At 73.3% G+C, this 13,124-nt stretch carries 13 protein-coding genes and 1 riboswitch; of the genes, 5 read left to right on the plus strand and 8 right to left on the minus strand.

Features of this window, described 5'->3' with window-relative positions:
• Positions 1-6: 6 nt before the first annotated feature.
• Positions 7-1,263, minus strand: a complete 1,257-nt coding sequence (locus tag TNCT1_RS02545) for a metallophosphoesterase (RefSeq protein ID WP_143627679.1) — start codon at positions 1,261-1,263, stop codon at positions 7-9.
• A 16-nt stretch (positions 1,264-1,279) separates the two neighbouring features.
• A complete protein-coding gene (locus tag TNCT1_RS36085; RefSeq protein ID WP_235902271.1) occupies positions 1,280-1,519 on the minus strand; it encodes an SCO4848 family membrane protein in 240 nt (79 codons plus the stop codon).
• Positions 1,520-1,691: 172 nt separating this feature from the next.
• Here TNCT1_RS36085 and TNCT1_RS02550 point away from each other — a divergent pair, with 172 nt between their 5' ends.
• Positions 1,692-2,921, plus strand: a complete 1,230-nt coding sequence (locus tag TNCT1_RS02550; RefSeq protein ID WP_308789263.1) for a D-alanyl-D-alanine carboxypeptidase family protein — start codon at positions 1,692-1,694, stop codon at positions 2,919-2,921.
• Here the strand turns inward: TNCT1_RS02550 and TNCT1_RS02555 are convergent.
• Positions 2,869-3,777, minus strand: a complete 909-nt coding sequence (locus TNCT1_RS02555) for a YihY/virulence factor BrkB family protein (RefSeq protein WP_143627683.1) — start codon at positions 3,775-3,777, stop codon at positions 2,869-2,871. The two genes, TNCT1_RS02550 and TNCT1_RS02555, sit on opposite strands and share 53 nt — an antisense overlap.
• 143 nt (positions 3,778-3,920) lie before the next feature.
• On the opposite strand from TNCT1_RS02555, the gene TNCT1_RS02560 reads away from it, so the two are divergent.
• Entirely contained in the window at positions 3,921-4,676 is a 756-nt protein-coding gene (locus TNCT1_RS02560) for a decaprenylphospho-beta-D-erythro-pentofuranosid-2-ulose 2-reductase (protein ID WP_143627685.1), read from the plus strand.
• Between the two features lie 21 nt (positions 4,677-4,697).
• Here the strand turns inward: TNCT1_RS02560 and TNCT1_RS02565 are convergent, their stop codons facing one another.
• Positions 4,698-5,276 carry a 2'-5' RNA ligase family protein gene (locus tag TNCT1_RS02565; protein WP_143627688.1) on the minus strand — a complete coding sequence of 193 codons (579 nt, stop codon included), beginning with the start codon at positions 5,274-5,276 and terminating at the stop codon, positions 4,698-4,700.
• Between the two features lie 147 nt (positions 5,277-5,423).
• Positions 5,424-6,437 carry a tryptophan--tRNA ligase gene (gene trpS / locus TNCT1_RS02570; protein WP_143627690.1) on the minus strand — a complete coding sequence of 338 codons (1,014 nt, stop codon included), beginning with the start codon at positions 6,435-6,437 and terminating at the stop codon, positions 5,424-5,426.
• Positions 6,438-6,549: 112 nt separating this feature from the next.
• On the opposite strand from trpS, the gene TNCT1_RS02575 reads away from it, so the two are divergent.
• Positions 6,550-7,224: a hypothetical protein gene (locus TNCT1_RS02575; protein WP_235902275.1), complete on the plus strand. Its 675-nt coding sequence runs from the start codon at positions 6,550-6,552 to the stop codon at positions 7,222-7,224.
• A 3-nt stretch (positions 7,225-7,227) separates the two neighbouring features.
• Here the strand turns inward: TNCT1_RS02575 and TNCT1_RS02580 are convergent, their stop codons facing one another.
• On the minus strand, positions 7,228-8,679 hold the full coding sequence (locus tag TNCT1_RS02580) for a glycine hydroxymethyltransferase (protein WP_143627692.1): 1,452 nt from the start codon (positions 8,677-8,679) through the stop codon (positions 7,228-7,230).
• A 32-nt stretch (positions 8,680-8,711) separates the two neighbouring features.
• A riboswitch (ZMP/ZTP riboswitch) is annotated at positions 8,712-8,801 on the minus strand.
• A gap of 112 nt (positions 8,802-8,913) precedes the next feature.
• Here TNCT1_RS02580 and rocD point away from each other — a divergent pair.
• Positions 8,914-10,122, plus strand: a complete 1,209-nt coding sequence (rocD, locus tag TNCT1_RS02585) for an ornithine--oxo-acid transaminase (RefSeq protein WP_143627694.1) — start codon at positions 8,914-8,916, stop codon at positions 10,120-10,122.
• A gap of 136 nt (positions 10,123-10,258) precedes the next feature.
• Here the strand turns inward: rocD and TNCT1_RS02590 are convergent, their stop codons facing one another.
• Both TNCT1_RS02590 and TNCT1_RS02595 read right to left on the minus strand, forming a co-directional pair.
• A complete protein-coding gene (locus tag TNCT1_RS02590) occupies positions 10,259-11,443 on the minus strand; it encodes a glutathionylspermidine synthase family protein (RefSeq protein ID WP_143627696.1) in 1,185 nt (394 codons plus the stop codon).
• Positions 11,444-11,456: 13 nt separating this feature from the next.
• The gene (locus TNCT1_RS02595) at positions 11,457-11,798 is read right to left on the minus strand and encodes a hypothetical protein (protein ID WP_143627698.1); all 342 of its coding nucleotides are present in this window, start codon (positions 11,796-11,798) and stop codon (positions 11,457-11,459) included.
• Between the two features lie 225 nt (positions 11,799-12,023).
• On the opposite strand from TNCT1_RS02595, the gene TNCT1_RS02600 reads away from it, so the two are divergent.
• Positions 12,024-12,848 (plus strand): DMT family transporter, encoded by an 825-nt coding sequence (locus tag TNCT1_RS02600; RefSeq protein WP_143628318.1) that lies wholly within the window; start codon positions 12,024-12,026, stop codon positions 12,846-12,848.
• Positions 12,849-13,124: the final 276 nt, after the last annotated feature.

Here is a 13,124-nt window from a genome sequence, read left to right on the forward strand (position 1 = left end):
GCCGGATCAGGCGCGGGTGGCGGCCAGTTCGATCACGGTCACGTCCGAGGGCGCGTCGACCCGGGTGGGCGGTCCCCAGGCGCCGGCGCCCCGGCTGACGTAGAGCTGGGTGTCGCCGTAGCGTTCGAGTCCGGCCACGGTGGGGTTGGCGGCGGCCGCGATCAGGTTGCCGGGCCAGAGCTGGCCGCCGTGGGTGTGGCCGGAGAGCTGGAGGTCGACGCCGTGCCGGACCGCCTCGTGGATCTGCACCGGCTGGTGGGCGAGGAGCACGCAGGCGCGGCCCGGGTCCCGCCCGTGGAGCGCCTTGGCGAAGTCCGGGCCCTGCCCTTCGCTCTCGCCCTGGAGGTCGTTCACCCCGGCCAGGTCGAAGTACGGCAGCTCGGTGCGGGCGTTCTCCAGCGGGTGCAGCCCGAGGGTGCGCACCTCGGCGACCCACTGCTCGGCGCCGGAGAAGTACTCGTGGTTGCCGGTGACGAAGTACGCGCCGTGCCGCGCGCTGAGCCGGGCCAGGGGCGCGGCGGCCGGACCGAGGTCCTTCACGCTGCCGTCCACCAGGTCGCCGACGACCGCGATCAGGTCCGGCTGAGTGGAGTTGACGGTGTCCACGACCCGCTGCGCGAAGCCGCGGCCGAGGACGGGCCCGAGGTGGATGTCGCTGACGACGGCGATCCGGAAGCCGTGCGCGGCGCGCGGCAGCCGGGCGAGCGGCACGGTGACGCGCTTGACCCGCGGCCCGCGCAGCACGCCGTAGGTTCCCTGGCCGACGGTGCCGACCGCGGCGGCCGCGGCGGTGCCGCCCACGACCCGGGAGACGAACAGCCGCCGGGAGGGGGCGCTCGTCGCGCGGGGCGCCTGCCCGGCGGGCTCCGGCTCCCGCGGTGACGGGCCGGGCGCCGCCGGCACGGTCTCCGGCTCCCGCACGGGGGCCTCGGTGTGCTGCGCCCGCCGCTCCAGGAGCCTGCGCAGCAGCGGCCGTACGAGCTCGCCGGCCACCACCGCGAGCAGCAGGTACAGCGCCAGCGCCATCCACAGGAAGCCGGGCCAGCCGAGGACGCGCTGGAGCCAGAAGGGGGCGCCGGAGCGTTCGGCGACCAGGGCGCCGGCCATCAGCAGCGGTCCGGCGACGAACACCGCCGTGCCGGCGCGGCGGGCGGGACCCGGGCCGCGGGTGGTGTCACGGACCAGGCGGCGCCACACGTACCAGTGCCCGGACACCAGCACGGCCAGGGCTGCCGCCGCGACGAGGACGAAGACGATGACCACGCTGCAGTGTCTCCCGCTATGACGTCCGGCGCAGTGCGCGCACCCCGCGCAACCCGATGACCCCGATGACCGTCCCCAATACGAAGGAGACGATCGCCAGCAGCAGGTGCACCCAGAAGTACGCGGTCGGGTGGCCGTCGTCGAAGGCGAGTCCGCTGCCGTCCTTGACCAGGTTCTTGACGAAAGTGACCCAGATGACCCAGCTCCACACCCCGAAGGCGAGCAGGAACCAGGAGACCGGGCGGCTGAGTTTCACAGGGGCTTACCTTTCGACACGGCGCCGGGCCCGGGCCACCGTCCGGGAGCCCGGGGGCTGTCCCCCGGATGAGCACGGCATGGCTCCAGTATCGCCGCCGCGACACGCGGCCCGTGGCCGGGGTGGAGTGCCGGGCGGGACTTCGATGACCACGACAGGTACGTTTCCTGCCGTGCCCGCACCGAAGAAGACCTTCAGGCGGCCCCTGCTGGTCGCCTCCGCCACGCTGCTGTCCCTGTCCGTCGCCTCGCCCGTGGCGCTCGCGGCTCCGAAGCCCTCCACGGGCCCGGTGGCCACTCCCCCGGTGGGCATGTCGCGGGTGGGCGGCGCCCGGCTCGGCCGGCCCGGGACCCAGGTGAACCTCGCGGCCGGCGTGCCCGTCCTCCCCAAGGACCTCACCGCACGGTCCTGGATCGTCTCCGACGCCGAGTCCGGCGAGATCCTCGCCGCGCACAACGCGCACTGGCCGCTGCCCCCGGCGAGCACCCTGAAGATGCTGTTCGCGGACACCCTGCTGCCCCGGTTCCCGAAGACGATGGAGCACAAGGTGGTCCCCTCCGACCTCGCGGGCATGGGCGCCGGTTCGAGCGTGGTGGGGATAAAGGAGAGCCACACCTACTCGGTGCACGACCTGTGGCTCGGTGTCTTCCTGCGCTCGGGCAACGACGCCGTGCACGTGCTGGCCGCGATGAACGGCGGTGTCGACCGCACCGTCGGGGACATGCAGGCCCACGCGCGGGAACTGCAGGCCCTGGACACGCACGTGGTCAGCCCGGACGGCTACGACGCGCCGAAGCAGGTGTCGTCGGCGTACGACCTGACGCTGTTCGCCCGTTCGGGACTGCAGAAGAAGGACTTCCGCGAGTACTGCTCCACGGTGTCGGCGAAGTTCGAGTCCGGCGAGATCCGCAACACCAACCGGCTGCTGAGCGGTGACACGGACGTGCCCGTCTACCAGGGCATCGCCGGGGTGAAGAACGGCAACACCACGAACGCGGGGTCCACCTTCACCGGCGTCGCCGAACGCGGCGGCAAGGTGCTGCTGGTCACGGTGATGAACCCGGCGAAGCACGAGCACAACGAGGTCTACAAGGAGACCGCGAAGCTGCTCGACTGGGGTTTCCGGGCGGCCGGCAAGGCGCAGCCGGTGGGCGAGCTGGTCCCGCCGCTGAACGCCGAGCCATCCACCGCCCAGCCGGGCGCCACCGCCGGGACCGAGCGGCGGTCGGACGCAGGCGGCACCCGGCCGGTGGCGAGCGCCGGCGGCCGGAGCGGCTCCACCGGCGCCGGGACCGCCCTGGCCATCGCCGGCGGGCTGCTGACGCTGCTCGGGGGCGGGGTGTTCCTGGTCAACCGCCGTTGGCCGCTGCCGGAGCTGATGCGCCGCCGGACGCGTCCGTGAGCTCGGCGTCCTTGCTCCGCGTCGCCGTCCAGGCGGCGCAGAACAGGACCAGTTTCGCGGTGAAGTTGATCCACAGCAGCAGCGCCACGGGCACGCCGAACGCGCCGTACATGCTCTTCGACGCGACTCCCTGGATGTAGCCGCTGAGCAGCAGCTTCAGCAGTTCGAAGCCGACCGCGCCGGTCAGCGCCGCCACGAGCAGGCGGTGGCGCGGGGGCTCGACGCCGGGCAGCAGGGTCAGCACGTACAGCAGGAGCAGGAAGTCGGCGAGCACCGCCACCGCGAACGCGATGATCTGCAGCAGCACGTGCCCCCAGCCGGCCCGGTCCAGGCCGAGCGCGTCGCTGAGCCGGCCCACCATCGCCGAGGCCACGGTGGAGATGGCGAGGGTGACGACGACGGCGCCGCCGAGCCCGACCAGGATGCCCGCGTCCTTGGCCTTGGCGACGAGGGGGTTCTCCTCGCTGTCGGGCAGCTCCCACACCGCGCGCAGGCAGTCGCGCACCTGGCCGACCCAGCCCATGCCGGTGAACAGCAGCAGGGCGCCGGCGATGACCCCGACGGTGCCGGCGTTCTCCACCAGGGAGTTGATGTCGAGCTGGTCGGAGATGCCCGGGATCTGCTCGGCGATCTTGTTCTGCAGGTTCCTCTGCTGGGACCGGCTGAGCGTGGCGGCGCCGACGGTGGCGGCCAGCGTCAGCAGCGGGAACAGCGCGACGAAGCTGACGAAGGTCATCGCGGCGGCCAGTCGCGTCCACTTCACCCGGTCCAGGCGCTCGTAGGAACGCCAGGCGTGCGTGGCCGTCAGACGGGTGACGATCGGCCCGATGCCGGGGAGCTTCTTCAGCCAGTCCATGGTCGGCATCTGCCCGCGCGACCGGGAACCGATGTGCGGGCGACGGCGGCACTGTTCAGTGACATCCCACTAATCACCCGTTCCGCCGCACCGAACCATGTTCCCTGGCCAGACGCCCATAAGTGGACGATACGGTCACCGGCATGTCCGACCTCGAACCCCTCCCCCGGTCCCTGCTCGTCCTCGGCGGCACCTCCGAGATCGCGCTCGCCACGGTGCGCCGCCTGATCGCCCGCGGCGCCCGGACCGTGCGGCTGGCGGGACGGCCCTCGCCCGCTCTGGAGCAGGCGGCCCGGAGCCTGCGCGCGCTGGGCGCGGACGTGCGCACCGTGGCCTTCGACGCCCTCGATCCCGAGTCCCACGAGCCGGTCCTCGGCGAGGTGTTCGCCGAGGGCGGCGTCGACCTGGTGCTGCTGGCCTTCGGCATCCTCGGCGACCAGGCCCACGACGAGCGCGAACCGCTGCGCGCCGTGCGGGTCGCGCAGACCAACTACACCGGAGCCGTGTCGGCGGGCCTGGTGGCGGCCCGCGCGCTGCAGACCCAGGGCCACGGGTCGCTGGTGGTCCTCTCCTCCGTCGCCGGCGACCGGGCCCGCCGCGTGGACTTCATCTACGGCTCCAGCAAGGCCGGGCTCGACACCTTCGCCCAGGGTCTCGGCGACGCGCTGTACGGCACCGGGGTGCACGTCATGGTCGTACGCCCCGGGTTCGTCCTCACCCGCGGGACGGCCGGGCTGCCCCGGGCCCCGTTCGCCACCACCCCGGAGGCGGTCGCCACGGCCGTCGAACTGGGCCTGCGCCGCCGCTCGGAGACGGTGTGGGTGCCGGGCGTGCTCCGTCCGGTGACGGCGGTCCTGCGGCACGTGCCGCGGTCGGTGTTCCGCCGGCTGCCCCTCTGAGCGCCCCGGGCGGGGCGGCGGCTACCGGCTGGCGATCGTGCCGCGGTCCAGGTGGCCCGCCTGCGGCGGCACCACGGAGCCGCCGAACGGGTACTCGCGCAGCTTGCGCCACACGCCGTCGGCGCCCTGCTCGTGCAGCGCGAACCCGGTGCACGGCCACTCGGCCCGGAAGCCGGCCAGCTCGGCGAAGGCGAGGTCCATCGCCGCCTCGCCGATGCCGTGCGCGACCGTGACGTGCGGGTGGTACGGGAACTGCAGCTCACGCGGCACGGGCCCGGAGGCGTCCCGGATCCGCTGCTGCAGCCAGGCGCAGTCCTCCGCGCCCTGGACCACGCAGACGTAGACGACCGGCGACAGCGGCCGGAAGGTGCCGGTGCCGGACAGCCGCATCGGGAACGGCCGCCCGGCCGCCGCGACCCCTCTGAGGTGGGCGTCCACCGCCGGCAGGTCGGCCGCGTCCACCTCGGTCGGCGGCAGCAGGGTGACGTGCGAGGGGATGCCGTGGGCCGCGACGTCGCCGAAGCCCGCGCGCCGCTGCTGGAGCAGGCTGCCGTGAGGCTCCGGGACGGCGACAGAAACGCCGATCGTTACGGTCCCCACGTCGTCTCCCCTCGTCGTGTCTGTTTTCTTCTCACCCGTCGGTTATCGACTGTACGGCCACGGGTGTCCCGTGGGCAGGCGCGGCGGCAGTGATGTGCAGCGCTCCGCCCGCCCGGGTGCGCGTGCGGTCGCACGCCCGGGTGCCGCTCAGTGCTTCGCCGGCAGGAACCCCACGCGGTCGTACGCCTGCGCGAGCGTCTCCGCGGCGACGGCCCGTGCCTTCTCCGCGCCCTTGGCCAGGACCGAGTCGAGCGTCTCGGGGTCCTCCAGGTACTGCCGGGTGCGCTCCCGGAACGGCGTCACGAACTCCACCATGACGTCGGCGAGGTCGGTCTTGAGCGCGCCGTACATCTTGCCCTCGTAGTCCTTCTCCAACTCCTCGATCGAGCGGCCGGTGAGGGTGGAGTAGATGGTGAGCAGGTTGGAGACGCCCGGCTTGTCCGCGGTGTCGTAGCGGATCACCGTGTCGGTGTCGGTGACCGCGCTCTTGACCTTCTTCGCCGTCGCCTTCGGCTCGTCGAGCAGGTTGATCAGGCCCTTGGGCGTCGACGCCGACTTGCTCATCTTGACCGTCGGGTCCTGCAGGTCGTAGATCTTCGCCGTCTCCTTGAGGATGTACGGCTTCGGCACGGTGAAGGTCTGGCCGAACCGCCCGTTGAAACGCTCGGCGAGGTCGCGGGTCAGCTCGATGTGCTGGCGCTGGTCCTCGCCGACCGGCACCTCGTTGGCCTGGTACAGCAGGATGTCCGCGACCTGGAGGACCGGGTAGGTGAACAGGCCGACGGAGGCCCTGTCGGCGCCCTGCTTGGCGGACTTGTCCTTGAACTGGGTCATGCGGGAGGCCTCGCCGAAGCCGGTGAGGCAGTTCATGACCCAGGCGAGCTGGGCGTGCTCGGGGACGTGGCTCTGCACGAAGAGGGTGCAGCGGTCCGGGTCGAGACCGGCGGCCAGCAACTGCGCGGCGGCCAGCCGGGTGTTGGCCCGCAGCTCGGCCGGGTCCTGCGGCACGGTGATCGCGTGCAGGTCGACGACCATGTAGAACGCGTCGTGGGACTCCTGCAGGGACACCCACTGGCGGACGGCGCCGAGGTAGTTGCCGAGGTGGAACGAGCCGGCGGTGGGCTGGATTCCGGAGAGCACGCGGGGTCGGTCAGTGGCCATGTTCACCATTCTCTCAGGTAACGGGCGGCGATCCGGAACGGGTGGGAAACAGGTGGGGCGCGATCCGTTCCGCGGGGTGTAACAAAGGGTGGGACACCGGAGGGGGAAAATCATGGACGCACGGGGCCCGCGGCGGGGGCGGTTGCGGGCCGCCCGGTTGACGGCGGCCGCGGTGGCGCTCGCCGCGGCCGTGGCGCCGGGCTCGGCGCGGGCGGCCGGCGCCGATCCACCCGATGTGGTGATGATCCTCCCGGCCGGTGGTGCGCCCCGGGCGGTGACGTCCGGCGAACCCGCCTTCGACCGGCTCCGGGAGCTGCTGCGGCCGGACTGGACCGGGACCCGGCCGGTGCCCCGGGCCTGGACGCACGGGCGGTACCCGCGGGTGCGGGTCACCGTGGTGTGGGGGCTGACCGGCGTGGGCGGCTGGCCGCAGACCGTCCGGGCGCCGGGCGGGGACGTGGCCCTGGAGCGGGTGGACCAGCTCTTCCTGGCCGCGGACGGCACGCCCTGGGTGCGCTCGGACCCCGCGCCGGACGTGCAGGACGACGACATCCGGTGGCACCCGGCGCGGCGGGACCTCTACGACCGGCTGGACCGCGCGGGTCTCCTCGGCGCTCCGGCCGCCGCGGACCGGCGCGCGTCCCGGTCCGCCGGGCCGCTGTGGTGGGCGGCCGCCGGCGGGCTCGCCGCCGGGGTCGCCGGCACGCTGCTGGTGCGCCGCGCGGCGGACCGGCGTCGCGCCGGGCCGCCGCGCGGGGAGCCCCGTCAGGAGCTGATCGACCTGTGAGGGTCAGCCGAGGTCGACCTCGGGGTAGAGCGGGAAGCCCGCGACCAGGTCGGTGGCCCGGTGCGAGATCTCGTCCGCGATCTTGGGGTCGAGGACGTGCTGGGCCTTGGAGGGGGCGCCGGACTTGGTGGTGCCGGGCTCGGTGGTGGTCAGGACCCGGTCGATGAGGCCGGCCACCTCGTCCATCTCGGCGGTGCCGAGGCCCCGGGTGGTCAGGGCGGGGGTGCCGACCCGGATGCCGGAGGTGTACCAGGCGCCGTTCGGGTCGGCCGGGATGGCGTTGCGGTTGGTGACGATGCCGGAGTCCAGCAGGGCGGCCTCGGCCTGGCGGCCGGTGAGGCCGTAGGAGCCGGCCACGTCGATCAGGTTGAGGTGGTTGTCGGTGCCGCCGGTGACCAGGGTGGCGCCGCGGCGCGTCAGGCCCTCGGCCAGGGCGCGGGAGTTGTCGACGATGCGGCGGGCGTAGTCCTGGAAGGCGGGCTGCCGGGCCTCGGCGAGGGCGACGGCCTTGGCGGCCATCACGTGCGGCAGCGGGCCGCCGAGCACCATCGGGCAGCCCCGGTCGACCTGGTCCTTCAGGGAGTCGTCGCACAGCACCATGCCGCCGCGCGGGCCGCGCAGGGACTTGTGGGTGGTCGTGGTGACGATCTGGGCGTGCGGGACCGGGTCGAAGTCGCCGGTCAGGACCTTGCCGGCGACCAGGCCCGCGAAGTGGGCCATGTCGACCATCAGGGTCGCCCCGACCTCGTCGGCGATCTCCCGCATGATCCGGAAGTTCACCAGGCGCGGGTAGGCGGAGTAGCCGGCGACGATGATCAGCGGCTTGAACTCGCGGGCCTGGGCGCGCAGCGCGTCGTAGTCGATGAGACCGGTGGCCGGGTCGGTGCCGTAGGACCGCTGGTCGAACATCTTTCCCGAGATGTTCGGGCGGAAGCCGTGGGTGAGGTGGCCGCCGGCGTCCAGGGACATGCCGAGCATGCGCTGGTTGCCGAAGGCCTGGCGCAGCTGGGCCCAGTCGGCCTCGGTGAGGTCGTTGACCTGGCGGGCGCCGGTCTTCTCCAGGAACGGCACCTCGACGCGGTCGGCGAGCACGGCCCAGAAGGCGACGAGGTTGGCGTCGATGCCGGAGTGCGGCTGGACGTAGGCGTGCCGGGCGCCGAACAGCTCGCGGGCGTGCTCGGCGGCCAGGGACTCGACGGTGTCGACGTTGCGGCAGCCGGCGTAGAAGCGGCGGCCGACGGTGCCCTCGGCGTACTTGTCGCTGAACCAGTTGCCCATCGCCAGCAGGGTGGCCGGGGAGGCGTAGTTCTCGGAGGCGATCAGCTTGAGCATCGCGCGCTGGTCGGTGACCTCCTGGCCGATGGCGTCGGCGACCCGGGGTTCGACCGTGCGGATGACGTCGAGGGCGGCGCGGAAGGCCGTTGACTCGGTGGAGAGGGGCTTCTGCTCTGGCATGGGGACCTCCGGACGGCGTGCGTTCAGCGTTCACGTTCGGCCCAGGCGCACGGCACTGTTTCCCGTTCGGGCCGCTCCCCGATGGTCCGTCCCATCCCTGCGCGCCAGTCACGACCCGCTGATCAGCCTACCGGGCGCGCCGGAACCGGGAGATCCCGCGTCCACCATGCGAGCGGCGATAGGAAGGGGCCACCGTCGTGTCCGGGAGAGTCACCGTCGTATCCGGGAGAGGCCGTGACCACTGCTGAAGACCTCATCGCCGCCGCCGACGCGCACAGCGCGCACACCTACCACCCGCTGCCGGTCGTCGTGGCCACGGCGGAGGGGGCGTGGGTGACGGACGTGGCGGGACGCCGGTACCTGGATCTGCTCGCCGGGTACTCCGCGCTGAACTTCGGGCACGGCAACCGGCGTCTGGTGCGGGCGGCCGAGCGGCAGCTCGCGCGGGTGACGCTGACGTCCCGCGCCTTCCACCACGACCGCTTCGCGGCCTTCTGCACCGAGCTGGCGGAGCTGTGCGGCATGGAGATGGTGCTGCCCGTGAACAGCGGCGCCGAGGCGGTGGAGAGCGCGGTGAAGACGGCCCGCAAGTGGGGCTACCGGGTGAAGGGGGTGCCGGCGGAGATGGCCAAGGTGGTGGTCGCGGGCGGCAACTTCCACGGGCGCACGACGACGGTGATCAGCTTCTCGACCGACCCGCAGGCCCGGGCGGACTTCGGGCCGTACACGCCGGGGTTCGAGATCGTGCCGTACGGGGACCTGACGGCGATGCGGCGGGCGCTCACCGAGAACACCGTCGCCGTGCTGCTGGAGCCCATCCAGGGCGAGTCGGGGGTGATCGTGCCGCCGGCCGGCTATCTGGCCGGGGTGCGGGAGCTGACCCGGGAGCGGAACGTGCTCTTCGTCGCCGACGAGATCCAGTCGGGGCTGGGCCGGACCGGGCGCACCTTCGCGTGCGAGCACGAGGACGTGGTGCCGGACGTGTACGTGCTGGGCAAGGCGCTGGGCGGCGGCATCCTGCCGGTGTCGGCGGTGGTGTCGAGCGCGGAGGTGCTCGGCGTGTTCCGGCCGGGCGAGCACGGGTCGACGTTCGGTGGCAACCCGCTGGCCTGCGCGGTGGCGCTGGAGGTGATCGCGATGCTGCGCACCGGCGAGTACCAGGCGCGCGCGGCCGAGCTGGGCGAGCGGCTGCACCGGCGCCTGCGCGGGCTGCTCGGCACGGGCGCGGTGACCGCGGTGCGCGGGCGCGGGCTGTGGGCGGGCGTGGACGTCGCGCCGCGGGCCGGCACCGCGCGCCAGGTCTCGGAGCGGCTGGTGGAGCGCGGGGTGCTGGTGAAGGACGCCCACGGCCCGACGGTCCGGATCTCGCCGCCGCTGGTCGTCACCGAGGAGGACCTGGACTGGGGGCTCGACCGGCTGGCGGCCGTGCTGGACGGCGCGTAGGGCCGGTCGCGGAAGCGGCCTCGCCGCCCGGAGGGCGGCCGCGCGGCGACGGGTGCGCGGCGTCCGGTGCGCGGCGTCGGGTGCGCGGCGTCCGGTGCGCGGCGTCGCGCGGCGGAGGGCGCTTCCGCGGCCGGGACTAGAGGATCACGTGCGGGAGGAAGCGGGCGTACCCGTCGGTGACCAGACCCGACGACTCGCGGATGCCGAGGCCGGCGGGTTCGTCGCGGACGGTCCAGGCGCCGAGGACGACGTGGTTGCCGTCGAAGGCGGGCAGCGGGGCGAGCTGCTGGTAGCAGCAGGGTTCGTCGCGCACGGCCGCGGGGGCGCCCGACTCGTGCACGGTGACGCCCTCGCCCTCCCGGCCCAGCAGCGGCTTGGCCACGTAACCGGTGGTCCGGGCCAGTTCGCGGGGGCCGTCGAGGTGGGCGGGGAGCAGGTTCGGGTGGCCGGGGTACAGCTCCCAGAGGACGGCCAGCAGGGCCTTGTTGCTGAGCAGCATCTTCCAGGCGGGTTCGATCCACAGGGTGGTGCCGCTGCCGCCGCCGTTGTCGAGGGTGTCGAGGACGTGCCCGGCGAACGCGTCGGTGGTGAGCCACTCCCAGGGGTAGAGCTTGAAGACGGCGCGGATGAACCGCAGTCGGTCGTCCACGAACCGGCCGGAGAGGGTGTCCCAGCCGATCTCCTCCATGGTGATCCAGTCGGTGGCGAGTCCGGCCTGCTCGGCGGTCTCCTTCAGGTAGGCGACCGTCATCAGGTCCTCGCCGAGTTCGTCGGCCGAGGAGTGCGCGAAGTGCAGCGGGCTGCCCGGCGGCAGCAGTGCGGCCTGCTCTCGCCAGGCGTCGACCAGGCGCTCGTGCAGGGAGTTCCACTGGTCGGCGCGGGGGAAGCGCTCCTCCATCCAGAACCACTGGGGCGAGGCGGCCTCGACCAGCGAGGTGGGGGTGTCCGCGTTGTACTCCAGCAGTTTCGCCGGGCCGGTGCCGTCGTACCGGAGGTCGAAGCGGCCGTAGACGGACGGCAGTTCGGCGCGGCGGCGCCAGGCCTCGGCGACGGCCGCGACGACCCGCGGGTCGGTGATGCCGAGGTCGGCGAAACGGTCCTGCGCCACGATGTGCCCGGCGGCGGCCAGGCACATGCGGTGCAGTTCCGCGACCGTCTCCTCCAGCGCCTCGACCTCCTCCAGGGAGAAGGCGTAGTAGGCGCTCTCGTCCCAGTAGGGGCGTAGGGAGCCGTCGGGGTGGCGGGTGAGCGGATAGACGAGCCCCTGCTCCTCGACGGTCCGCTGCCAGCCGGGGCGGGGGGTGATGGTCCGGCGTTCCATGGTGATCCGGCGGTCAGCCGCCGGAGCCGCCCTTGCCGCCGCCGAAGCCCCCGCGGTGCACCCCGCCGCCGCCCGAGGAGCCGCCCGAGCCCTTGGACGGCTTGGTGAAGGAGCCGCCGGAGGCCCAGGAGCCCTTCTTCTTGCCGCCGTAGTACCAGGAGCCGTTCACCGGGACCTTGGCGGACTTGCAGCTCTTGTCGGAGACGACCTTGTAGCCCTTGCCCATGCGGTAGCTGTCCCGGTCGACGCAGCGCTTGTCCGGGTCGGAGGAGCAGGCCGTCAGGGCGGCGGCCAGCAGGCCCATGCCGCCGAGGACGACCGTGGTGGAGCGCAGTCGCGCGCGCGTGTTCGCCATGTGGTGTCTCCCCCGTCTGCTGTGCGGTGTGCGGCGGTCAGCCTAGGCGTCCGGCCGCGGGTCCCCGCAACGGGGCATGCGAACCCGCCCTCCCCTAGGTCCTGTCGTCGAATTCCCGTCGTCCGCCCGGAGGGCGGGCCCTGCGGCGTCAGGAGTGCGTGCATGGCGTCGCAGGGCAGACGGGAATTCGACGACAGGACCTAGAGTCGGTCCGTGCTGTTCGGAATGGTGTGCGCCCTCGGCGCTGCGGTCTGCTTCGGTACCGCGACGGTGTTGCAGGCGATGGCCGCGCGGCAGGCCGGTGCCGGCGGCGGCGAAGTGGCCCTGCTGCTGCGGGCGCTGCGGCAGTGGCGGTACCTGGCCGGGCTGGCGCTGGACGGGCTGGGTTTCCTGTTCCAGATCGCGGCGCTGCGCTCGATCCCGATCTACGCGGTGAGCGCGGCGCTGGCCTCCAGCCTCGCGGTGACGGCGGTGGTGGCGGCACGCCTGCTGCGGGCGCGGCTGAGCGGCACGGAGTGGGGCGCGGTGGGCGTGGTGTGCGCCGGGCTCGCGATGCTGGGCCTGGCGTCCGGGCCGGAGGGCGCGGAGGGCGGTTCGCAGGCCCTGAAGTGGACGATGCTGGCGACGGCGGCCGGCATGGCGGTGCTCGCTCTGCTGGGCGGGCGGCTGTCGGGGCGGATGCGGGCCCTGGTCCTGGGTCTCGGGGCGGGTTTCGGGTTCGGCGTGGTGGAGGTGGCGGTCCGGCTGGTCGACTCGCTGCGGCCGGCCGCGCTGTTCACCAACCCGGCGTTCTACGCCCTCCTGACCGGCGGCGCCGCCGCCTTCGTGCTGCTGACCTCGGCCCTGCAGCGCGGCTCGGTGACCACGGCGACGGCCGGCATGGTGATCGGCGAGACGATCGGCCCGGCGGCGGTGGGCGTCGTCTGGCTCGGCGACCGCACCCGGGAGGGCCTGACCTGGCTGGCCGCCCTCGGCTTCGCGGTGGCGGTGACGGGCGCGCTGGCCCTGGCACGCTTCGGGGAGGCCCCGGCCGTGGCGGAGGAAGACTGAGCCCGCCGCGGAGAGAAGCGGGCAAGCGGAGAGGGCGGTCGGCTGCCGACCGCCCCTCCTTGCTCACCTCAGCCGCGCGCGGCCATCCGCAGGAACTCCCCGCCCGCCGGCCTACGTCTCCCCACCCGCGCCCGAGTCAGCCCCCGACTCCATACAGCCCTCCCCCCAACTGATCGCAAACTGGGGCAGGTTGACTCGTGTGAGTGAACTCTGAGCAGCGAAAGCTTTCTTCACTCGACGCGTTCATCCGCACACTCTCGGTGCGGTACGGTCACC

It is taken from the genome of Streptomyces sp. 1-11 (assembly GCF_007176755.1).
In the GTDB taxonomy this organism is placed as follows: domain Bacteria; phylum Actinomycetota; class Actinomycetes; order Streptomycetales; family Streptomycetaceae; genus Streptomyces.